Consider the following 21,909-nt stretch of genomic DNA (forward strand, 5'->3'; position numbering starts at 1 on the left):
TGCCGCTCTGGCGGGCCCGAAGGTTTTTGAAGGCTCTGCCCCATGCGCACGCTCACCACCATCGGCTTTGATGCCGACGACACGCTCTGGCACACCGAGCGGGTTTTTCGCCTGACCGAAGAGCGGTTTGCCGAGATTCTCTCCCCCCATGTCGACACCAGCAACCTCACCGAGCGGTTGCTGGAGACGGAGCGGCGCACCATCAAGTTCTACGGCTTCGGCTGGAAGGGTTTTGTCCTTTCCATGATCGAGACCGCGATCGAGGTGACGGAGGGCAAGGTGCCGACCAGCGTGGTACGCGACCTGCTGGAGCTGGGGCGCGAGATGCCGAGCTTTCCGGTGGAGACGCTGCCGGGCGTGCGCGAGACGCTGGAAGCGCTGGCGGATGACTACCGGCTCGTCCTTATCACCAAGGGCGATCTGCTGGATCAGGAGCAGAAGCTGGCGCGCTCCGGCCTCGGCGATCTGTTCGATGCGGTGGAGATTGTCAGCGACAAGAAGCGCGACACCTATGAGCGCGCCTTTGCCCGCCATGGGGACGGGGCGGAGCGCAGCATGATGGTTGGCAATTCGCTGAAATCCGACGTGATCCCGGCGCTCGAAGCCGGCAGCTGGGGGGTGCATATCCCGCATCCGCTCACCTGGGCGCTGGAAATCGTCGACCCGCCCCAAGGTGCGCCGCGCTTCCACTCTCTGGAAGAGATCGTGCATCTTCACGGGCTTCTGGAGGGTATTGACCCCGCCCGGGCGCCGCGAAAGGCAAGCCGCTAGGCTATCGCTTGCGGCCAGACGACGCAGGGGCCCTTCCGGGATCCTGCTTTGGTCTTGCCCTCGCCCTTATGCCTGATAGGAAGGGGCCGGCGACAAGCCGGCGTCATTCCGGGCGGAGGGGACCCCCATGCTGACCTATTTTCAGGCGATCATCCTTGGGCTCCTGCAAGGGGTGAGCGAGCTTTTCCCCATATCGAGCCTTGGCCACAGCGTATTGCTGCCGCCGCTTGCCGGCTGGCAGATCGACCAGACGCACGGCGCCTTCCTCTCTTTCCTTGTCCTGACTCATCTGGCAACCGCACTGGTGCTGCTGGGGTTCTTCTGGCGTGACTGGCTCAATCTGCTGATGGGCCTCTTCCGCAGCGTGCGGCGCGGCCGTCTTGCGCCCGGCGATACGCAGGAAAGACTGATCTGGCTGCTCCTCGTCAGCACCGTGCCGGCGGGGCTGATCGGTCTTGCCCTGCAAAAGAAGATCGAGCTCTTGTTTGCCGCGCCGGCCATCGTTGCCATCGCGCTCGCCCTCAACGGTCTTGTGCTCTATCTGACCGAGCGGATGCGCAAGCCTGACGAGGCGGAAGGTGAGCCTGATGACCGGCGTCTTGCTGCCCTTACATGGCGGCAAGCGGTGCTCATCGGGCTTGCCCAGTGCCTGGCCCTTATCCCGGGTTTTTCCCGCACCGGCATTTCCATGGCTGGCGGTCTGCTGACCGGCCTCAATCACGAAAATGCGCTGCGTTATGCCTTCCTGCTGGCGACACCCATCATTCTGGCCGCTGCCGTGCTGAAGCTGCCGGGGCTTTTCCTGCAGGGCGCCGCCGGCCTTGGTCCGGCGCTGGCCGGCGCTGCGGCAGCGGCCTTCTCGGCCTTCCTCGCGATTCAATTTCTCACCCGCTATTTCAGGGCCCGCACCCTGATGCCCTTTGCCTGTTACTGCACGATTGGCGGCATCCTCTATCTTTCCTGGCTCGTGTACTGAGGCTGTTTCGGGCTCAGTCCGCCGTCGGTGGGCGGCGTTGAACAAGCCGCAAAAAACGGCAGGTTGATGCCGGCTTGTGTGATGAATTGACGCCATAAGTGAAATAATAACTTAGGGCTTATGCTTGCCTCAATTGCGCCACTGCCAAAAGTTAACTTCGGGATTCTCGCGCCGGTCCATTTGTTGGCTTGCAAAGCTTAACAAAACTTGACGTCTTCCAGAGTGCTGGAATGGCTAAGAATTTATGCATACAGCGCAAAGTGACGATCAGGCGATGACTGACAAGTATGCCGCTAGAGCGCTTGCGTTGTTGTGAGATTGGCTGGCCGGCAATCTTACACTTATAACGAGTACATGCGTGTGTTTCTGAAGCCGTTTGACTGCCGCCATATGGGAAAAATAACTAAAAAACTAGTTTGTTCACTAATGATGCGTAGGCATACTTTCGGTAATTGAAACATACCTGATTATGCCGGGGGTGAAGATGCGGGAACGTCTGGGGTCTTTTGGTATCGATGCGCCGGTGCAGGCCGCACTGGCAGAGCTGCTCCCGATCATCGAGCGTCGCATCGACTGGGTGCTGGATCGCTTTTATGGCTTTGTGCAGGCCACGCCGCAGCTTGCCGCGATGTTCACCTCATCGGAGCGGCTGAACCGGGCCAAGCAGCATCAGGTCGGTCACTGGAAGCGCCTGCTCTCGGGCCGCTTCGACAAGGATTACGAAGACTCCGTCAACACCATTGCCAATGTGCACAATCGCATCGGCCTGACCCCGCAATGGTATGTGTCCGGTTATGCGCGCATCCTCGCCGACCTGCAGCGTGTGCTGATCGACAATGCCGAGAGCAACGGGGCGGCCCGCAAATCGCTGACGCGTCATCTGGATGCGGTGACCCGTGCGGTGATGCTCGATACCGAACTTACCATCTCCGTTTACCTCGATCAGCAGCAGGCGGCCTTCAACAAGCGCCTCTCCGATCTGGCTGACCAGTTCGATGCCCGCCTCGGCCGCTCGGTCGAAGCCATCGACGGCAATTGCGACAAGCTGCAAACCGTCTCGCAGACGGTGCTGGAAAATGCGACGGACGCGGCAACCCAGACGACCGAAGCCGCCGGCGCCTCCGAAGATGCGGCCCGCAATGTCGAGGCGGTGGCAAGCGCGGCGGAACAGCTGTCGGCCTCCTTTGCCGAGGTGGCGCAGCAGGTGGACCGGGCCGCAAGTTTTGCCGGCCAGTCTTCCGATCTTGCGACCCGTACCAACGGCACCGTGGATGGCCTGGCCGAGGAAACCGAGCGTATCGGCGACGTGCTGGGGCTGATTGACACCATCGCTTCGCAAACACGCCTGCTCGCCCTTAACGCCACTATCGAGGCTGCGCGTGCCGGAGAGGCGGGCAAGGGCTTTGCCGTTGTGGCAAGCGAGGTGAAGAGCCTCAGCATGCAGACGCAGACGGCGACCGAGACCATTTCCGCCCAGGTGCACAAGATCAGGGAAGTGGTGGGTGAGACGGTGGCGGCGATCCGCGAGATCGGCACCTCCATCGAACGGGTGCGCGAAGCATCGGCCACCATCTCCGGCGCGGTGACGGAGCAGACCTCGGTCACGCGTGACATCAGCCGCTCCATTGCCCAGGCCGCGCAGGGCTCCTCCGTTGTTTCCGACGTCGTGCGCACCGTCTCCGACGGCGCCTACCAGACCAAGCAGGTGATGCAGGAAGCGCTTGAGGTCTCCAACAGCCTGCGCGAAGAGGTCAAGGCACTGCGCTCACGGGCGCGGGAGTTCCTCGACACTGTGCGCTCGCGGGCCGGCTAACGCTGGCAGCCAGCTTCCGGGGGGAAGCGCCAGCCAAAGGCCCGGCAGGGAGAAGACTCCCGCCGGGCCTTTTCTTTTGCCTGGATGGTCTCAGGTGATCAGGAACGGCGGGGCTCGCCGGCTGCCAGTACGAGGCCGGCCAGGGCAAGAGCCCCTGTGAGCGCGGTAATCGCCGTCCAGCCGCCATGCTGCCAGAACCAGCCGCCGGCCGAGCCCGTGATGCTGGAGCCCATGTAATAGAAGAACAGGTAGAGCGATGCGGCATGCCCCTTGGTGGTGCCGGCAAGCGGACCGACCGAGCCGCCGACGGTGGTGTGGCCGATAAAGAGGCCGGTGGTTACCAGCGCAACGCCCAGAATGATGACGGCGATAGGGGAGGCAAGCGTGGCGAGGATGCCGGTCAGCATGACCAGGAAGCTGGTCAGCAGCATCCGGCGCCGGCCATGCCGCCCGACAAGGCTGCCGGCAACCGACGAGGAAACGATGCCGAAGCCATAGGTCAGAAAGATGAGGCTGATCGTGCCGTCGCCAAGGCTGTAGGGCGCGCCGGCAAGGCGGAAGGTGGCGTAGTTGAAGAGCGTGACGAAGATGCTGGTGAGGAGGAAGCCGATGGCATAGAGCCGGATCAGGCGGCTGTTGAACAGATGGCCGCGCCAGACCGCCAGATGCCAGCCGGGCCGGAAGCCGCGCTCGGCGCTGAAATTCCGCTGCGGGGGCAGCAGCACGATATAGCCGGCAGCCGCCGCAAGACCGAGCACGCCGATGACGATCAGCGCCGTCTGCCAGTTGGCAAACTCGGTGAGAAAACCCATGCCCACCCGGCCCATCATGGCGCCGAATGCCGTGCCGGCGACATAGAGCCCGACCGTGCGGCCCAGATGTTTCGGGTCGATCTCTTCAGACAGATAGGTAATGGCGGTGGAGGGTACGGCCCCCAGCAGCAGGCCTTCCGCAGCCCGCGCCAGCAGCAGGCCGTGCCACCATGGAGTAAGCCCGGCAGCAATGTTGAGCAGGGCGCCGAGCGCCATGGCAAAGAACATGAGCCCGCGGCGGCCAAACGCCTGCGACAGCGGGCCGGAGAGCAGGATGGAGAAGGCGAGGAAGCCGGTCGTCAGCGACAGGGCGAGTGAGCTTTCCGCCGGAGTAACGCCGAAGCTGCGGGCAAAGGCCGGCAGCATCGGCTGCACACAGTAGATCAGCGAGAAATTGGCATATCCCACCAGAAACAGCGCGATACCGGCCTGCCGGTATTCCGCGCTGCCGCGCTCGATCCATCGGGGAGCGGGAGCCGGATTGGAGATGGGAAAAGCCGGGGCGGTCCCGGCGGAAGCAAGTGGCGCAGTCATGGTCTTTGGGTCCTTGAATCCTCAAGACCAGAGCTAGGCGCGCCCGCCATATCTGTCTAATATATGGTTCTGGCTTTCTTGATATAAAAAATAAATACCAATGGAACTCCGGCACATCCGCTACTTCCTCGCCGTGGCAGAGGAAGGCAACTTCACCCGGGCCGCTGCCCGCCTCGGCATCGGCCAGCCGCCGCTCAGCCTGCAGATCCGCGATCTGGAGGCGGAAGTGGGCGCTCAGCTTTTCTATCGTCTGCCCCATGGGGCGCAGTTGACGGAGGCGGGGCAGGCTTTTCTGGAGCAGGTGGAGGCCATGCCGGCGCAGGCGGCAGGCGCGGCGCTCGCTGCGCGCCGGGCGGCAAAGGGCGAGACAGGCAGCCTCAGCCTCGGTTTCACCGGCTCCGCCATCGTCAACGCCATCGTCCCCGCCAGCATCAAGGCCTTCCGCCGGGCCTATCCCGAGGTGGAGCTGAAGCTGGAGGAGGGCAATGCCCTTGCCCTGCTGGCCAATCTGCAGGACGGGCAGCTGGATATGGCCATCCTGCGCCCCTCGGATTCCGACCCGCCGGATATCCATATGCAGCTGCTGGCGCATGAGCCGCTGGTGGCAGCGCTGCCCTCAGCCCATCCACAGGCCGGCGGTCAGGGGCCGCTCGATCTGGCAATGCTGGCCGATACGCCCTTTATCCTGACGCCGCGCTCCGTTGGCGTCAGCCTGAATGACGCGACGCTCAAGGCTTGCCGCGGGGCCGGGTTCGAGCCCATCGCCGGTCAGCCGGCACCGCATATCGCCTCCATCCTTACACTGGTGTCGGCGGAATTGGGGGTGGCACTGGTGCCGCAATCGATGCGTCAGTTGAGCGTTGCCGGCATCACCTACCGGCAGATCCAGGAGCCGACGCCGCAGCTTGAACTGGTCGTCGCCTATCGCAGCCAGCGCCCGCCGAAGCTGGCGCTCAATTTTGCTACGGTTGCCCGCTCTGTGGTCCGCGAGGCCAGCGGCCAGCAGTCCTAGCTGGCAAAGCCGCTGCCGTACTTCTGAAAGCCCGGCCGCTCGTTCAGCAGGTCATAGTAGCGCTTGATGTTCGGCAGGTCGGCGCGCGGTCGCGGGATGGCAAACCACCGCCGCACGCTGAGCCCCACGCAAATATCTGCCGCAGTGAAAGCCGGGCCCGCTATATACCCGCCACTGCTGGCGAGTTCCTGGTCCGCGAGGGCCATCAGCCGTGTAAAAGCCTGATCGGACGCTTCGAGCTGGGCAGGGTCCTGGCAGTCGGCGCGGTTGCGCAGCAGTCCCAGGAACACATAACGGCAGGCGCTTGAAACGTCGGAACCCTGCCAGTCCATCCAGGCTTCGATCCTCGCACGCTGGACCGGATCGGCCGGCAGGAGATCCGACCGCTCACGGCTGGCTGCCAGATACCGCACGATCGCATTGGATTCGCGCAGGACGACCCCGCCATCATCAATGACCGGTATCAGCGAGAACGGGTTTAGCGCCTTGAAGACGGGATCGGCGGTGGGGCGGGTGGTGCCGCCCCAATCCTCACGCTCGAACCCGATGCCGATCTCCTCGCAAGCCCAGAGGACCTTGCGGACGTTGATGGAATTGGGCTGGCCGTAAACCTTGAGCATGATGTCCCGGGCTCCTCGCCTTGTCTTTGTTGTGGCCGGACGGCTTTTTAGCCGCCTGAAACCATCATGCCGTCGATGCGCAGGGTCGGGGCGTCGGTGCCGAACTTGAATTCAAGGTCGCTGGCCGCCGTCAGGTTCAGGAACATGTGCGTGAGGTTGCCAGCCACGGTCGCTTCATTGACCGGGTAGGCGATCTCGCCTTTTTCGATCCAGAAACCGCTGGCGCCGCGGCTGTAATCGCCCGTCACCATGTTTATGCCCTGACCCATCAGGCCGGTGACATAAAAGCCGGTGCCGACGTCGGCAATCATCTCTTCCGGCGAGAGCGTGCCGGCTTCCATATAGAAATTGCTGGTGCCCGGCGAGGGCGGGGAGGAGACGCCGCGGCTGGCATGGCCGGTGCTGGCAAGGCCAAGCTGGCGGGCGGAGCGCAAATCCATGAGCCAGGTGGTGAGTACGCCCTCGTCCACGATGGCGCGGCGGCTGGTGGCAATGCCTTCGCCGTCCACGGCGCGCGAGCGCAGGCCGCGCAGGCGCAGCGGATCGTCGATGACATTGATGCCCGCCGGCAGCACCTGCTGGCCCAGCTTGTCCTTGAGGAAGGAGGTGCCGCGCGCGATGGCGGAGCCGGTGATGGCGCCCGCCAGATGGCCCAGCAGCCCGCGCGCCACGCGCGGATCGTAGATGACGGGGAAACGGCCGGTCGGGATCTTGCGCGGCTTCAGGCGGCGCACGGTGCGCTCGCCCGCGCTGCGGCCGATGGATTCCGGGGAGGGCAGGTCGCCGGCAAAAACGGCGCTGGCGTGATCGTAGTCCGTCTCCATGCCGGTGCCCTCACCGGCGATGACTGAGACGGAAAGGCTGCGGCGCGAATTGGCAATCACGTTCCGGAAGCCATTGGAGGCCACAATGATGGCCTGGCTGCGGCCCCAGCTGGCATCCGCCCCTTCGGAATTGGTGACGCCGGGCACCGCAAGGGCTGCTGCTTCGGCTGCGCGTGCGGCGGCAATCAGCGCCTCGGCATCCGGCTCTGCGGTATCCACCGTTTCCAGATTGGCATAGGGGCCGGGAGCTACCTGGCTGGCTTCGGCAAGGCCGGCAAACTTGTCTTCCGGTACTAGGCGCGCCATGGCGACGGCGCGCTCGACGAGGGTGCCGAGCGCTTCCGGCGAGCGGTCGGAGGAGGAGACGATGGCGGCGCGCTGGCCGATGAAGACACGCAGGCCCAGATCCTGTGCTTCGCTGCGCTCGACATGCTCGCTCTCGCCCATGCGGCAGGCGATGGAGAGCGAGGCACTTTCCGCCGCCACGGCATCGGCACTGTCGGCGCCGGCCTTGAGGGCGCGGTCGATCAGGTCGGAGAGCAGCGAGAGCGTGGCGTCGGACATGAAAAGGCTTTCCTCAAAAGAGCGGGCGGCGGGCCATGAAAGCCCGCGCCCCTTCTAGATGGGGCCATCCGGGGGCGGGGTCCAGCCCTGCCGGGCTGGACGGGATGGCATCAGAAGCTGATCTGGGTTCCCACCTCGATCACTCGGCCGGCGGGAATCTGGAAGAAGTCGGTGGCATCCGCGGCATTGCGGGCAAGGGTGATGAAGAGCCGGGCTCTCAGCTCGCCAAAGCCGCTTTCCGCCGAAGAGCGCAGCGAGCGCCGCGACAGAAAGAAGGAAGTGTTCATGATTTCGAACTTCCAGCCCATCTTGGGAGCATTGCGGGCAAGGGCGCGCGGTACATTCGGCGTTTCCATGTAGCCGAAGCGCAGTGCCACCCGCACGAAATGGTCGGAGACCGGCAGCAGCTCGAAGCGCTCGGTCGGTTTGGCGCGCGGCTGGTCCACATAGCTCACCGTCATGATGACGTTACGCTCATGCAGGATGCGGTTGTGCTTGAGATTATGCAGCAGCGCCGCCGGGGCAAAGTCGGGGTCGCCGGTCAGGAAGATCGCCGTGCCCTGCACCTGGTGCGGCGGGCGCGATTCCAGCGAGGCAACCAGATCGGCAAGCGGCACTTCCGAGCGGCGCGTCTTGATCATCAGTTTGCGCACGCCGCGCGTCCACGACACCATGATGCCCATGAGGCAGAAGCCGAGGGTCAGCGGCACCCAGCCGCCCTCAAGGATCTTGAGGAGGTTGGAGGCAAAGAAGGCAAGGTCGACGACGAGGAAGGGCGCCATCAGCAGGGCTGCCGCCCAGACCGGCCATTTCCACACCTTCCAGATGACGATGAAGGCCATCAGCGCCGTGACCACCATGGTTGCCGTCACGGCAATGCCGTAGGCCGAGGCAAGACGGTTGGAAGACTCGAACGCCAGCACCAGGATCAGCACGCCCACCATCAGCATGCCGTTGACGGACGGCATGTAGATTTGTCCGCGCTGCTCGGCCGAGGTGTGGCGGATTTCCATGCGCGGCAGGAGGCCGAGCTGGATTGCCTGCTGGCTCAGCGAATAGGCGCCGGTGATGACGGCCTGGCTGGCGATGACGGTGGCGATGGTGGCCAGAATGACTGTCGGCAGCAGGGCCCAGTTCGGCACCATCAGGAAGAACGGGTTTTCGATGGTGGCCGGGTTGTCCAGCACCAGCGAGGCCTGGCCGAAATAGTTGAGCATCAGCGCCGGCAGCACGAGGCCGAGCCAGGCGACGCGGATCGGCTTGCGGCCGAAATGCCCGAGGTCGGCATAAAGCGCCTCGGCACCCGTGACGGCCAGGAACACGGTGCCGAGCGCCACCAGCGCGCCGGAGCCATGATGGCCGAGATAATAGAAGGCATAATAGGGATTGAACGCGCCCAGCACCTCGGGATGCCGGAAGATGTGCGGCAGGCCGGCAGCGGCAATGACGATGAACCACAGCACCGTGATCGGGCCGAAGAACACGGCAATGCGCTGGGTGCCGCTGCTCTGCACGGCAAAAAGCCCGATGATGATGGCGACCGTGATCGGGATGACATAGGGCGTGAACATCGGCGCCACCAGCTCAAGACCCTCGACCGCGGAAAGGACCGAGATGGCGGGGGTGATGATGGCGTCGCCGTAAAACAGCGCTGCGCCGGCAACGCCGAGCGCAAAGATGATGCCGGCGCCGCGACCAAGCGCGCTGCGCGCCAGTGCCATCAGCGAGAGCGTGCCGCCTTCGCCGTTATTGTCGGCGCGCAGCAGGATGATGACGTATTTGAGCGTGACGATGAGCAGCAGCGCCCAGAGGATGAGCGACAGGACGCCCAAGATCTCGATGCGCTCCAGCGAGCCGTCAGAGGCGGCGGTGACCATCGCTTCGCGCAGCGCGTAAAGCGGGCTGGTGCCGATGTCGCCATAAACAACGCCCACGCTTCCCAGAGCGAGGGTCCAGAAACCTGCTTTGCTCGTTCCGGAATCGTTGTCGTCCAGAGTGGCCTCGGGGAGGCCTGCGGACTGGTTCAGCGATGCCATGGAAACCTTATTAGCTGTTCCGCCCCATTGTGGCGTGCCGCGCCTTTTAGCACCGCCGACGCGACGGATAAACAGATCTGGCATATTGCGAATGGTCGCAAGGGCCATCTGAAGCCAAACGCTCCGCCATGCGGTTTTTTGAGGCGCCGGGAAGAAAATTTGCAAGTGTGATCAAAAATCCACAAAATGTGAGTTCGCTCACTGGCCGCCGGGAAAAAATGCGCCAGATTAGGTCTTACCGGGACAACAGGTGGTGCCCGGTAGTTCCCCTCAAGCAGACTTCAGAAGGCCGCATCCCTTTCCCCCTTGGCGATGCGGCCTCTTTTTTTGTGCCTTTCCGGCCCGGTGACCGGATTTCTGGTCTGTTTCTTGCTTGTTTGCGTACGCCTTGCGCGCCAACCCGGCAAAAAAGGACCACCCGGCCATGAACCTCAACGATCTCGCTTCCCTTCCGTTTTCGCCCTTGTCGGCCATCCAGCCGGTCAAGTCGGCTGCCAGCAGCAAGGCTGCGGCGGATCAGGCGGTGGACGCGGCCTCCGAGGTTGCCGGGACCGCGATGGTCGGGGGCGATGTGATTTCGCTGAGCGGCGCGGCCTCTGCCGCCGCAACGGATGACACGCAGTCTGCGCAGACGATTTCGGCCAGTGGAGGCCTGAAGGTCGAGCAGCCGTCCGACCCGTTCCGCGCCTATCGCGACGAAAACGGCGCCATCTCGCTCAAGGCCATCATGGAGATCGACGCCCTGCCGCCGAAGCTGCGCGAACTGGGCAAGGCGCTCAAGGAAGCGCAGTCGATGAAGCGCGAGCTGGACGGCATGAAGGACAGCCTTCCCGCCAACCAGGACAAGTACGACTCACTGAATGCCGAGTACCAGGCAAAACTTGCCGATATCGAAGACATGATGGACAAGCTTGGTCTCAAGGATGAGATGAAGAAGGACGGTATGTCGCTCGACGATCTGGTTCAGGGCGGCATTTCCGGCCTGAAGCAGCTGGCCAAGGTCGACAGCTCGGATGACGACGACGATCAGGACAAGGGTACGGCCGATGTCTCCAAACCGTCGACGATGGCGCGTCTCTTCACCCTCTTCGGCAAGAGCGACAAGGCCGGCAGCGCCGCCCAGCAGGGATTTGATGATGCCATTGCCGGCTAGGGCCGGCGGGTGCATCAGCTGAACAGCGGATTGTCCGCGATCTGCTGGCGGAAGAGCTCGTAGAGCGCCTTGACGTACACATTCTCGCGCAGGAACTGCGACTCTCCGAAATAGACCTTCACCCGGGGCAACTGGTCCAGCGAGACCTGGCGCAGCGTCCTGTCCTCCGGTGCCACGCACCAGGAGGGGATGATGGCAAAACCCAACCCTTCCTCGACGCAGCGCTTCACGCTTGATGTGCCGGAGGTGGCGATATCCGGCTGGATATTGCCACCCTCGCGGTTGAGGAAATCGAGCGTCAGATTGCGCAGCGTCTGCCCCGGCTCATAGCTCACGAACGGGCGGTTCTCGGCCCAGCGGGGAACATCGGCGGCAGCAGGCGGTTCGCCCCAGCCCGCCGGATAAACCAGCGACAGGCCATAGGTGCCGAGCAGTCGCTGCGGCACCACCGGGTCGCCGAAAAACCGCTCGCTGATGCAGACATCAAGGCTGCCGTTCTTCACCAGCTCGGCCAGCACGGTGTCGCGCTCATAGGCCACGATCTCGACATCGGGGTGCTGCTGGCGAAAGGCGCCGAGAACCGGCGGAAACAGAAAGTAGAAAATCGCCTGCGGCAGGCCGATGCGCACCAGCGCGCGCTGGTTCTCCACCACGATCGACAGCCGGTCGAGCATGATGTCCAGCTCGGGATGCAGCAGATTGTAAAGCGTGCGTCCGCGCGGCGTCAGCGTAATGCGTTTGGCGCCTTGCTCGGACTCGACCAGGCGATCCTTGAGGATCTGCTCCAGCCGTCGCACATGGTTGGCCGCCGACTGATAGGTAAGGTTCAGCTCCCGTGCCGCCGCGGAATAGGAGCCGTGGCGGGCAACCAGATAGAAGGTCTGGATAAGGGTAAGGCTGACTTCCGACATGAGGGCTAAGGCCAGGGCAAGGGCCGGCAGGGGCCGGCGAAGGGTGCTGAGACCTTAGCAGGGCGCTTGCGGCGGTAATTACAAAAAAACGGGGGCAGCGGGGCGGCTCATTTGTATCGTCCTTGCCAGTTGGCTCGTTCAACTCTTGAAGGCAGCAGCAATCAAGAGCGACCACCGGCCAGCTTATGCTTTCGCCATCATTTCATAACGACGCGGCGCCGCCAGTAAACGACCCCGGCCATGTGGTGATCGTGGGGGCAGGTATTGTCGGCATATCGGCCGCCTTCTTTCTGTCCCGGCGCGGCGTGCAGGTCACGGTGCTGGAGGCTGCTGCCCCGGCCGCCGGCGCTTCCGGTGCCTCGGATGGTGCCGTGTCGGTTGCCAGCAAGCGCCCCGGGCTCATGATGCAGCTTGGCCTTGCCGGCATCGCCACCTACCGGGCACTCGCCTCCGGGGGCGTTCTGGCCGGTGAATTTCGCGAACGTCCTACCTTCATCGTTGCGTCCAATGCCGCCGAGGCAGAGGTGCTGGCGGAGCATGCTGCCGCCCTTGCCGGTGCCGGGGTGACGGTGCGACTGCTGGCGCGCGCCGAGATAACCGGGCTGTTGCCGATGGTGAGCGAAGAGGTGGTGGCGGTTGCCCGTGTCGAGGGTGAGGGCCACGCCATCGGCTACCGTGTGGTGGAGCGGCTCGCTCGTGCCGGCCGGTTCACCCTGCGCCGCAGCGCCCCGGTTGACGGGTTCGTCCGGGACAAGACCGGGCGGGTCACCGCTGTCAGCACCGGCCAGGGTGGGCTGATTGCGGCGGACGCCGTGCTGGTTGCGGCGGGCAATGGGTCGGAGCGGTTGCTCGGCCTTTCCGGCGCGCTCATCCCGCGCAAAGGGCAACTGCTGCTGACGGAGCGCGCTGCCGGCCGGCTTGGCGCCCCGGCGGGGCCGCTGATGTCCAGCCGCTATCTGCTGAGCAAGGGCGCAGCAAAGGGTGGCCCTGCCGATGCCGCACGCAGCTTCGGCCTTGTTATCGATCCTCTCGCTACCGGTCAGTTTCTGATCGGCGGTACACGTGAGGACGGGGTGACGAATACGCACAATGATCTTGCCGCCGTGCGCCATATCCTGAGGGAAGCCGTGACCCTGATGCCGGATCTGGCAAGGCTGCGGCTGCTCCGGGCCTTCTCCGGCATCCGGACGGCCACGGTCGACAGGTTACCCATTGTTGGCGCCGTGCCGGGTGCGGAAAATCTCTTCGTCGCCACCGGCTTTGAGGGCGATGGCATCTGCCTCGGCCCCTTCATGGGCGAACTGGTGCATCGACTGATCTGCGGTGAGCCGGCGGCCGTCGATATCAACGCCTTGTCTCCGGCCCGTTTCACGCCGAGGGCAGCATGAGCGCGTCCTTCTTTTTCTGGCGGGGCGAAAAGCTCGAATTCCAGCCTGGCCAGACAGTTGCGCTGGCGCTGGAGGCTGCCGGCCAGCGTGATTTTGGTCCGTCCGCAACAGGGCTGCGGCAGCGCTATTTCTGCGGGATCGGTGCCTGCCAGGGTTGTCTCGTGCGCATTGACGATACGGTGGTGGAAGCCTGTTTGCGGCCGGTCGAGGCCGGCATACGCGTGGAGCCGCTTGTGGCCGGCCCTTCGGTGGATACCGATGGAGGCCGCCATGACTGAGTGGAAATCCATGGATATCGACCTGCTGGTGGTGGGCGGCGGCCCGGCCGGAATGGCTGCGGCGGTCGAAGCGCGGCAGGCCGGCCTTCAGGTGCTGCTTGTCGACCAGCGCGAGCGGCTGGGCGGCGCCATTTATTGCCAGCCCGATCCGGGTTGCGCCCCGGTTGCGATGTCGGCCCGGCATCGGGCCCGCTGGCAGGCGCTGAGCCGCGAGTTTGCGGCGTCTGGCGCCGCCGTTGAGTTTCACACCAGCTTTGCCGGGCTTGATAGCGAAGGGCTGGCGCTGCTGGAACGCCGGGCCTCGGCGGGTGAGGCGGGCAGGGTGCTGCCGGTCAGGGCGCGGGCGGTGGTCCTTGCCGTCGGCGCTGTCGAGCGTATTGCGCCGCTGCCGGGTTGGGAGTTGCCGGGCGTGATGAGCGCCGGCGGCCTGCAGATGATGATGAAGCGGCGCGGTGCGGTGCCGGTCGGGCGCACGCTGCTGGCAGGCAGCGGCCCGCTGCTGCTGGCGGTCGCAAGCCAGATGGTGGCGCTTGGCCAGCCGCCGGTTGCGATCATCGAGCGGGCAAGGCCGTTCGGGCAGCCGGCCGAGCTGCTGAAGCTGCTGGCAACGCCGGGTTATCTGCGCGAGGCGCTCGCTATCCTGGCGCGCCTGCACAAGGCCCGCGTGCCGGTGCTGCACGCCACGCAACTAACGTCCATCCGGCTCGCGGCCGGGGGAGGGCTTGAGGTCGAGTGCCGGGGGCAGGGCGACGAACGCCGCTTCTCCGTCGACCGGGTGGCACTTCATGACGGTATCCGCCCGAATGATTTCGGTCTGCCGGGTGGGGCCGCGACGGGCGGTCCGGTGCTCTCGCGGGCGGGGGATTGCCGCGAGGCACTGGGCGCCGTCGCGGCCATTGAAGATGGCAAGCGGGCCGGGCGCGAGGCCGCGCGGATGCTCGGGCTGAAATTGCCCGCTATGTCCCTTCAACCTGTCAAGCGCGAGCGCCGGGCGCAGGCGGTGCTTGCCCGCCTGTTTTCGCCGGCGCTCACCACCCCGCCGGCCGATCTGCCGGACGAGACGGTTATCTGCCGCTGTGAAAACCGCACCGCCGGCGACTTGCGGGGCCTGCTTGCCGGCCATGACGGGCTTTCGGCACGGGAGGTGAAGCTGAATGGCCGCTTTGCCATGGGCTCCTGTCAGGGGCGTTTCTGTGCCGATGCCACGGTCGATTTTCTGCGCCGTTGCGGCGCCGGCGCTGAGGCGCTCGAAGCCTCCCACCTCACGGGGCGCCGCTGGCCGGTAAGGCCGGTCGGAATTGCCACCCTGCTTGCGGAAGGCGGCGCTGCTGCCGACCCCGCTTCTGTTATCCGGATCGAAGAGGAATGATCAAATGACGGCCGCTCTCAAACAGGCGCCCGCCGATGCGGTGCGGCTTGCTGTACACAGCCCCTATGACGGCCGGTTTGTCGGCGACGTGCCGGTCGCATCGGCCACGGAGATTGCCCATGCCGTAGCCCAGGCTCACCGTGCGGCGGCAGCCTTTGCAGCAAGCCAGCCTTTCGAGCGGCGCGAACTGCTGAACCGTCTGGCCGCTTGTATCGCCGGCGCTGCCGATGAGCTGGCCGCGCTGATCAGCGCCGAGATGGGCAAGACGCTGGTCGAGGCACGCAACGAGGTACGCCGGGCGCAAAACACCCTGCGCCTCTCCGGAGATGCCGCGACCTTCCTTGATGGCGAAGTGCTTCATTGCGGCATCGTTTCCGGCGGTGTCGACCGGCAGGCGGTGGTGACTTACCAGCCCGTCGGCGTTGTCGGCGCCATCACGCCCTTCAATTACCCGCTCAATCTGCTCTGCCACAAAATCGGCCCCGCCATTGCCGCCGGCAATGCCGTTGTCGCCAAACCATCGCCCAAGGCGCCGTTGATCGCCGCCCGGCTGGCGGAACTGGCAATCGCAGCCGGCTTTCCGGCCGGGCTCTTCCAGGTGGTCCATGGCGGCGCCGAGCAGGCGCTGCAACTGGCCCGCGCGCCGATTGATCTTTTGAGCTTTACCGGCGGCCCTGTCGCCGGCCTTGCCCTCAAGCAGGCGAGCGGCCTTGTGCGCTGCCTGATGGAGCTGGGCGGCAATGATCCGCTCTTCGTCCTGCCCGATGCCGATCTCGATGCCGCCGCCGCAACGGCAATGGCTCAGCGGTTCGAGATTGCCGGCCAAAGCTGCGCGGCGGTGAAGAAGCTTTACCTGCATGAGGATATTGCCGAGGCGATGCTCGCCCGGCTGGAAGCCGGAGTAGGCGGGCTGAACTATGGCGACCCGGCCGATCCGGCGGTGGTCATGGGGCCGGTGATCGATGAGGCGGCGGCGCTGAAGGTTGATGAGAAAGTGGCCGATGCCCTCGGCCGGGGCGCCCACCTGATTGCCGGTGGCGAGCGTTCGGGTGCAGTGATGGCGCCGACACTGCTCGATCAGGTGCCGCCGGACGCGGCGCTGATGGCTGAAGAGACCTTTGGTCCGGTTATCGCCGTGCGCCGCTTCCGCGATGCCGGGCAGGCGATTGCCGAGGTGAATGCCGGCGATTACGGGCTGCAGGCCGGTCTGTTCAGCAACGATCACCGTCTGATCCAGCGCTTCTGCCGTGAGCTGAAGGTGGGCGGCGTGATGGTCAATGAAGGGCCGGACTTCCGCGCCGAACACGTGCCGTTCGGCGGCATCAAGAAAAGCGGGCTTGGCCGCGAGGGCGTGCGTATTGCCCTGCGCGAAATGTCCGAACCCCGTGTCGTTATCGACTGAAAAGCCGCCGGTGGAAGGAGAAAACCATGCGTATTGCCGTCTACGGCGCCAGCGGCCGGGTAGGCACCCATCTGGTAGAAGCCATTGTTGGCAATCCCGGGCTCGATCTGGCCGCGGCCCTCGTTTCTCCGGGCTCGGCGCGGCTTGGTGCGCCGGTGGCCGGCGGGGCGATGGAATATCGCTCCGCGGAGGCGGCCATCAACTGCCACTGCGATGTGATCATCGATTTTTCCACGCCCGCGGCCAGTCTCGCGCTTCAGGACATGCTGGGGGACAAGCCGCTGCCGACCGTCATCGGCACGACCGGCTTTGACGAAGCGCAGCGTGAGGCGCTGGGCGCCGCGGCTGCCCGCCGACCGCTGCTGGCCAGTGCCAATTTCGCCATCGGTTTTGAGCCTTTTGCGGCGGCCGTCAGCTGCTTTGCTGGATTGCAGCCGGGAGCCGAGCCGCATGTCGAGGAAGTTTATCACGCCCGCAAGAAGCGCGAGGCGTCGGGCACGTCGCGCCGTCTGGTCGGGGCGATTGCCGAAGCGCAGGGGCCGGAAGCCGGGCCGGCGCATCTGCGGGTCATGCGGCGCGGCGACACTGTCGGCGTCAACAGCGTGCGCTTCGACATGGGCAGCAGCGAAGTAACGGTGAGCTTCAAGGTCCACCGGCTCGCGGCTTATGCCGAAGGCGCGCTGGCGGCTGCCCGCTGGCTGCTGACGGCAGCGCCGGGCAACGGGCTTTTCAGTTTTGCAGACACGCTGGTGCCGGTTGCCGCCCGGGGATGACGGGCGACAGGGCATCGGAGTTTAAGGAAGGGGAGTTTCTGGAAATGGAATTCGATATGGCGCGCCTTGGCGGCGTCTTTACCGCACTGGTCACGCCCTTTCGCGGCGGGGCCGTTGATATCGAGGCATTCGAGGCGCTGGTCGAGCGTCAGATGGAGGCCGGGGTCACCGGGCTGGTGCCGCTCGGCACCACCGGGGAAGCACCGACGCTCAGCACTGCCGAGGCGGAAGACCTGATTGCTCGCACCGTGCGGCTCAGTGCCGGCCGGGCCTTCGTGCTGGCCGGGGTGGGCACCAATGATACGGCGCGCACAGTAGAAAAGGCCCGCCGGGCGGAGCAGTTGGGCGCCGATGGCTGCCTTGTCATTACGCCCTATTACAACCGACCGACCCAGGAGGGGCTCTTCGGTCACTTTTCCACCGTCGCTGCCGTCACCGGCCTGCCGCTGATGCTCTACAGCGTGCCGGCCCGCGCCGGCGTTGAAATTGCGCCAGAGACAGCGGCCCGGCTGGAGGACCGCTGCCAGAACATTGTGGCGATCAAGGAAGCCGGCGGCAGTGCGGCCCGGGTCAGCACGCTGCGCCGCCGCTGCCAGCGCCTTGCGATCCATTGCGGCGATGACGGGCTGACGCTCGCCTTCCTGTCGCTGGGCGCGGTGGGGGTAACCAGCGTGCTCTCCAATTATGTGCCTGAGGCTGTGTGCGAGATGGTTGCGGCCTGGCAGCGCGGCGATGCGCCGGCAGCCCTTGCCTGGCACGACTATCTGCTGCCGCTTGCCGAGGCGATGTTCATCGAGACGAGCCCGGCACCGGTCAAGGAAGCGCTGGCGATCCAGGGGCTTGCCAGTCCCGAACTGCGGTTGCCGCTGGCCCCGCTGACGCGGGAAAGCCGCGCCCGGCTGCGCCTGGAGCTGGACCGGTTTGCAGCGTCGGCAGCCCCGGCCGCTCTTACAAAAAAACCGCTAAGCAACCGGATACCCTTAGCGTTGAACGGGTGAAGACCCCGTTCCAAAGTCATGAGGTGCCAGGGTGGGCGACTGTTCCTTAATACTTTGGCGCCTCGTGAAAATAAAAAACAAGACCAAGAATTGTGCTTGCGGAGACTTCATCGGAAGGGAGCAGTAGAATGAACGGCTTGACGAAATTCCTTTGCGCGGCGGCGCTGGCTCTTGGCCTGTTACCGCTCGCCGGCAGCGCGAGTGCTGCCGATGCCAAGAGCACTGTCGACACGATCCGCGAACGCGGCGTGCTGCGGGTGCCCGGCATCCTCAATGAGGACCCCTATTTCAACAAGGACCCGCGTACCGGCGAATGGCGCGGTTTCGCCATCGAGATGGCGCGCGACGTCGCCAAGACGCTGGGCGTGAAGCTTGAGGTGGTGGAGAGCTCCTGGGCCAACTCCATCCTCGACGTGCAGTCCGGCAAGGCCGATATCGCCTTCGCGCTGACCGCCGTGCCGACGCGGGCGCTCTCGATCGCCTTCTCGGCCCCCACCTATTACAACAGCTTCGTCATCGTCTCGCCCGATGCCGCGCTCTCCGGCCTCAAATGGGCCGAGCTGAACGATCCGAAATACAGCTTCGCGGTCGATCTCGGCTCCTCGCAGGACCTCATCACCCAGCAGTACCTGCCCAAGGCCAACATCTTGCGTTTCAAGACGCGTGATGAAGCCATTGTTGCCGTGGCGACCGGCAAGGCACAGGGCCTCGTCAGCACCGCGCTCAACGGCATGGTGATCGCCAAAAAGACCACCGCACTCGGCAAGGTTTATGTGCCGGGTCCGGTGCTGTCCTCCCCATCGGTGATCGGCATCAATTATGCCGCGGACGAGCAGTTCAAATCCTTCATCTCTGCCTGGGCGGAATATAATCGCCGGGTCGGCAACAACCAGACCTGGATCGTGAAGGGGCTGGAGCCGTTCGGCATCACCCTCGATGACCTGCCCGCAGGCTTTGATTTCGGCGGCTGATGTGTTTGCTCCGGGCCGCCCGGCGGCCCGGAGCCCTTTGGAGACGGCCACCGATGTACCATTGGGACTTTCAGGTAGTCTGGCAATCCTGGGACCTGTTCCTGTGGGGCGCCTGGATTACCCTTGCCTACACTTTCGCCTCGATCCTGCTCGGGATCGTCATCGGCCTTGCCACCTGCTTCGCACGGCTTTCCAACAGCACCCTCCTGAACGGCATCGCCCGCATCTATCAGGAAGTCTTCCGCTGTACGCCGCTGCTGGTGCAGCTGCTGTGGTTCTACTACGCGTTTCCGCTGCTGGTCGGCGTCGAGATGAACAACAGCACCGCGGCCATCCTGACCTTGTCGCTCTATGTCGGTGCCTTTTATGCCGAGATTTTCCGCGGCGGCATTCTGTCCATCGAACGCGGTCAGCATGAGGCTGCCGCCGCGCTGGGCATGTCCAGCGCCAAGGCGATGTGGCGCATCATCATGCCCCAGGCCGTCAAGCGCATGCTGCCGGCCTTCATCAACCAGTCGGTCACCCAGTTCAAGAACACCTCGCTCATTTCGGTGATCTCGGTGGCGGAGCTGGCCTACATGGCCGCCGTCGTCAATGGGCAGACCTATCGCCCGCTGGAATCCTACACGCTGGTGGCGGTGATCTACTTCCTGCTGCTGTTCCCGCTGACCCAGGCCGCCGATTACATCGAGCGCCGCATGAGGGTGAGCGACTGATGGAGAGCGTCATGACGACGAGCAAGCCCGTCCGGCAAGAGGCAGCGCCAGCCGGTGAAGTGGTGCTGGAGGTGCGCGGGCTGCTGAAGAGCTACGGCAGGCACGAGGTGCTGAAGGGCGTCGATCTCGCCCTGCATCGCGGGGAGGTCCTGGCGGTCATCGGGCCCTCCGGGTCCGGCAAGTCCACCATGATCCGCTGCCTCAACATGATGGAGGTACCGACCGGCGGCACGCTCTCTTTCCTCGGCCGGCCCATCGCGCCGAGCTTCAAGGGCAAGGGAGAGGCTATCGGCTTCGGCGAACTGCGTCGGCGCGTGGGCATGGTCTTCCAGCACTTCAACCTCTTTCCGCACAAGACGGTGCTGCAAAACGTGACCGAAGGTCCGATTGCCGTGCTCGGCCTGCCGCGGCAGGAGGCGGAGGCGATTGCCATGGATCTGCTGGGCCGTGTCAGCCTTGCCGACAAGTGCAACGCCTATCCCAACCATCTCTCCGGCGGGCAGAAGCAGCGCGTGGCGATTGCCCGGGCGCTGGCGATGAAGCCGGAAGTGTTGCTGCTGGACGAGGTGACGAGCGCGCTCGACCCCGAACTGGTGGGGGAGGTGCTGAAGGTTATCGGCTCCCTTGCCGCCGACGGCATGACGATGGTGATCGTGACGCACGAAATGGCCTTTGCCGCCGATGTGGCAAGCCGGGTGCTGTTCATGGATGGCGGCGTGGTTGCGGCGGAAGGCAGTGCCGAGGAGATTATCCGGGCACCGGCAAATGAGCGGCTGCAATCCTTCCTTGCCCGCTTTCACGCCTGAGCGAGGGGGAGAGGCACGCATGTCTTCCAGCGCGGATGGAAAAGCCATTCTGGTCGTCGGCGCCGGCCGTGTCGGGCCGGTTCTCGCCGCTATGCTGTCTGCCGTGGGCGGATATCGGGTCACGCTGGCCGATGTTACGGATGAAGCGTTGTCGGCGGGCGAACGCGCCGGCTTTTCCATGCTCTATCTCGATGCCACCCGGCTTGAAGAAACGCGCCGGGCGCTTGCCGGTTTTGACGCGGTGGTGTGCGCCGCGCCGCAAGGTGTGTGCGTGCCACTCGCCCGCGCGGCGCTAGAGACCGGCACCGACTATTTTGATCTCGCCGAAGATACGGCCGGGGTGGAGGCTGTCGCGGCCGGCGTGCCGGACAGTACAGCCCTTCTTGTTCCCGGCTGCGGTTTTGCCCCCGGCCTCGTGCATGATGCCGCCGCCGCGCTGGTGCGCCAGATGCCGTCGCCCTCCAGCGTCATCATCCGGGTCGGGGCGATCCCGGCCTTGCCGACCAACCGGCTGCGCTACGGCCTGTCGTGGAATGTCGAGGCACTGATCGATGAATATACCCAGCCCTGTCATGCGCTGGTGGGCGGTGAGATCACTACCCTTGCGCCGCTGACGGCGGAGGAGCGGGTGATCGTCGGCGGGCTGGAGCTGGAGGCCTTTACCACGGCGGGCGGTGCTGAAACGCTTTGCCGTCGGCTTCAGGGCAAGGTGCGGGAGCTGACCTTCAAGACCCTGCGTTATCCCGGCCACCTCGATCTCATCCGCTTTCTGGTCGAGGATCTCGGGCTCAAGGAGCGGCGCCATCTGCTGGCAACGCTGTTCCGCAACGGGTTGCCGGAGATCCATCAGGATTTGCTGATTGCTCTCGTGACCGTGCGCGGTGAGGTTGGCGGGGTGCTGACCGAGCGCAGCGAGCTGCGCCGTATCGAGGCGATGCCCGGCCCCGCCGGCAGTTATGTCAGTGCGCTCAGCCGTGCCTCGGCGGCCCATCTTGCCGCCGTGCTGGACCTTGTGCAGTCGGCGCGCCCGCAACCCGGCGGCTTGCTGCATCACGAGGACCTGCCTTTTGCCGCGCTCTCGGCAAGCCGGTTCCTGCGTGGGCTGGAACAGCCCGTCGCTGCCATGGCGGCTGTTGCCTGAACTGCGGTTCAGGCTTCCTTCTACCGGCCTCCATCCTGCTT

Annotated in this window: 20 protein-coding genes; 15 read left to right on the forward strand and 5 right to left on the reverse strand. The window is 64.9% G+C overall.

Annotated elements, in window-relative coordinates; translation table 11 throughout:
- Window positions 1-42 precede the first annotated feature (42 nt).
- From QTL98_RS06725 to QTL98_RS06735, 3 genes are all read left to right on the forward strand, one after another.
- Window positions 43-771 carry an HAD family hydrolase gene (locus QTL98_RS06725; RefSeq protein WP_445681450.1) on the forward strand — a complete coding sequence of 243 codons (729 nt, stop codon included), beginning with the start codon at window positions 43-45 and terminating at the stop codon, window positions 769-771.
- Between the two features lie 127 nt (window positions 772-898).
- A complete protein-coding gene (locus QTL98_RS06730; RefSeq protein WP_445681451.1) occupies window positions 899-1,747 on the forward strand; it encodes an undecaprenyl-diphosphate phosphatase in 849 nt (282 codons plus the stop codon).
- A 484-nt stretch (window positions 1,748-2,231) separates the two neighbouring features.
- Window positions 2,232-3,560 (forward strand): protoglobin domain-containing protein, encoded by a 1,329-nt coding sequence (locus tag QTL98_RS06735; RefSeq protein ID WP_445681452.1) that lies wholly within the window; start codon window positions 2,232-2,234, stop codon window positions 3,558-3,560.
- Between the two features lie 98 nt (window positions 3,561-3,658).
- Here the strand turns inward: QTL98_RS06735 and QTL98_RS06740 are convergent, their stop codons facing one another.
- A complete protein-coding gene (locus QTL98_RS06740; protein WP_445681453.1) occupies window positions 3,659-4,906 on the reverse strand; it encodes an MFS transporter in 1,248 nt (415 codons plus the stop codon).
- 100 nt (window positions 4,907-5,006) lie between these two features.
- Here QTL98_RS06740 and QTL98_RS06745 point away from each other — a divergent pair, with 100 nt between their 5' ends.
- The gene (locus QTL98_RS06745) at window positions 5,007-5,918 is read left to right on the forward strand and encodes a LysR family transcriptional regulator (protein WP_445681454.1); all 912 of its coding nucleotides are present in this window, start codon (window positions 5,007-5,009) and stop codon (window positions 5,916-5,918) included.
- Here the strand turns inward: QTL98_RS06745 and QTL98_RS06750 are convergent.
- From QTL98_RS06750 to QTL98_RS06760, 3 genes are all read right to left on the reverse strand, one after another.
- Window positions 5,915-6,538, reverse strand: coding sequence for a glutathione S-transferase family protein (locus QTL98_RS06750; RefSeq protein WP_445681455.1), 624 nt, complete (start codon window positions 6,536-6,538; stop codon window positions 5,915-5,917). The two genes, QTL98_RS06745 and QTL98_RS06750, sit on opposite strands and share 4 nt — an antisense overlap.
- 47 nt (window positions 6,539-6,585) lie before the next feature.
- Window positions 6,586-7,926, reverse strand: a complete 1,341-nt coding sequence (locus tag QTL98_RS06755) for a TldD/PmbA family protein (protein ID WP_445681456.1) — start codon at window positions 7,924-7,926, stop codon at window positions 6,586-6,588.
- Between the two features lie 110 nt (window positions 7,927-8,036).
- Window positions 8,037-9,962 carry a potassium transporter Kup gene (locus QTL98_RS06760; protein ID WP_445681457.1) on the reverse strand — a complete coding sequence of 642 codons (1,926 nt, stop codon included), beginning with the start codon at window positions 9,960-9,962 and terminating at the stop codon, window positions 8,037-8,039.
- Window positions 9,963-10,386: 424 nt separating this feature from the next.
- Here QTL98_RS06760 and QTL98_RS06765 point away from each other — a divergent pair, with 424 nt between their 5' ends.
- Entirely contained in the window at window positions 10,387-11,115 is a 729-nt protein-coding gene (locus QTL98_RS06765; protein WP_445681458.1) for a hypothetical protein, read from the forward strand.
- A gap of 14 nt (window positions 11,116-11,129) precedes the next feature.
- On the opposite strand, the gene QTL98_RS06770 is transcribed toward QTL98_RS06765, so the two are convergent.
- Window positions 11,130-12,026 (reverse strand): LysR family transcriptional regulator, encoded by an 897-nt coding sequence (locus QTL98_RS06770; protein ID WP_445681459.1) that lies wholly within the window; start codon window positions 12,024-12,026, stop codon window positions 11,130-11,132.
- A 185-nt stretch (window positions 12,027-12,211) separates the two neighbouring features.
- Between QTL98_RS06770 and QTL98_RS06775 the strand changes: the two genes are divergently transcribed.
- The 10 genes from QTL98_RS06775 (at window position 12,212) to QTL98_RS06820 (ending at window position 21,868) form a co-directional block, all read left to right on the forward strand.
- On the forward strand, window positions 12,212-13,414 hold the full coding sequence (locus QTL98_RS06775) for an NAD(P)/FAD-dependent oxidoreductase (RefSeq protein ID WP_445681460.1): 1,203 nt from the start codon (window positions 12,212-12,214) through the stop codon (window positions 13,412-13,414).
- A complete protein-coding gene (locus QTL98_RS06780) occupies window positions 13,411-13,692 on the forward strand; it encodes a 2Fe-2S iron-sulfur cluster-binding protein (protein ID WP_445681461.1) in 282 nt (93 codons plus the stop codon). The genes QTL98_RS06775 and QTL98_RS06780 overlap by 4 nt, the downstream gene beginning before the upstream one ends.
- On the forward strand, window positions 13,685-15,061 hold the full coding sequence (locus QTL98_RS06785; RefSeq protein WP_445681462.1) for an FAD-dependent oxidoreductase: 1,377 nt from the start codon (window positions 13,685-13,687) through the stop codon (window positions 15,059-15,061). Before QTL98_RS06780 ends, QTL98_RS06785 begins: the two co-directional genes overlap by 8 nt.
- 4 nt (window positions 15,062-15,065) lie before the next feature.
- Window positions 15,066-16,463 carry an aldehyde dehydrogenase family protein gene (locus QTL98_RS06790; RefSeq protein WP_445681463.1) on the forward strand — a complete coding sequence of 466 codons (1,398 nt, stop codon included), beginning with the start codon at window positions 15,066-15,068 and terminating at the stop codon, window positions 16,461-16,463.
- A 26-nt stretch (window positions 16,464-16,489) separates the two neighbouring features.
- Complete coding sequence (locus tag QTL98_RS06795) at window positions 16,490-17,236, forward strand: dihydrodipicolinate reductase C-terminal domain-containing protein (protein ID WP_445681464.1); 747 nt, start codon at window positions 16,490-16,492, stop codon at window positions 17,234-17,236.
- A 44-nt stretch (window positions 17,237-17,280) separates the two neighbouring features.
- Complete coding sequence (gene dapA, locus QTL98_RS06800) at window positions 17,281-18,234, forward strand: 4-hydroxy-tetrahydrodipicolinate synthase (protein WP_445681465.1); 954 nt, start codon at window positions 17,281-17,283, stop codon at window positions 18,232-18,234.
- A gap of 128 nt (window positions 18,235-18,362) precedes the next feature.
- On the forward strand, window positions 18,363-19,205 hold the full coding sequence (locus QTL98_RS06805) for a transporter substrate-binding domain-containing protein (RefSeq protein ID WP_445681466.1): 843 nt from the start codon (window positions 18,363-18,365) through the stop codon (window positions 19,203-19,205).
- 53 nt (window positions 19,206-19,258) lie between these two features.
- Window positions 19,259-19,921, forward strand: a complete 663-nt coding sequence (locus QTL98_RS06810) for an amino acid ABC transporter permease (RefSeq protein WP_445681467.1) — start codon at window positions 19,259-19,261, stop codon at window positions 19,919-19,921.
- An 11-nt stretch (window positions 19,922-19,932) separates the two neighbouring features.
- The gene (locus tag QTL98_RS06815; RefSeq protein WP_445681468.1) at window positions 19,933-20,727 is read left to right on the forward strand and encodes an amino acid ABC transporter ATP-binding protein; all 795 of its coding nucleotides are present in this window, start codon (window positions 19,933-19,935) and stop codon (window positions 20,725-20,727) included.
- 19 nt (window positions 20,728-20,746) lie between these two features.
- The gene (locus tag QTL98_RS06820) at window positions 20,747-21,868 is read left to right on the forward strand and encodes a saccharopine dehydrogenase family protein (protein WP_445681469.1); all 1,122 of its coding nucleotides are present in this window, start codon (window positions 20,747-20,749) and stop codon (window positions 21,866-21,868) included.
- Window positions 21,869-21,909: the final 41 nt, after the last annotated feature.

Origin of the sequence: Radicibacter daui (assembly GCA_030657355.1) — a bacterium.
Taxonomy (GTDB): domain Bacteria; phylum Pseudomonadota; class Alphaproteobacteria; order Radicibacterales; family Radicibacteraceae; genus Radicibacter; species Radicibacter daui.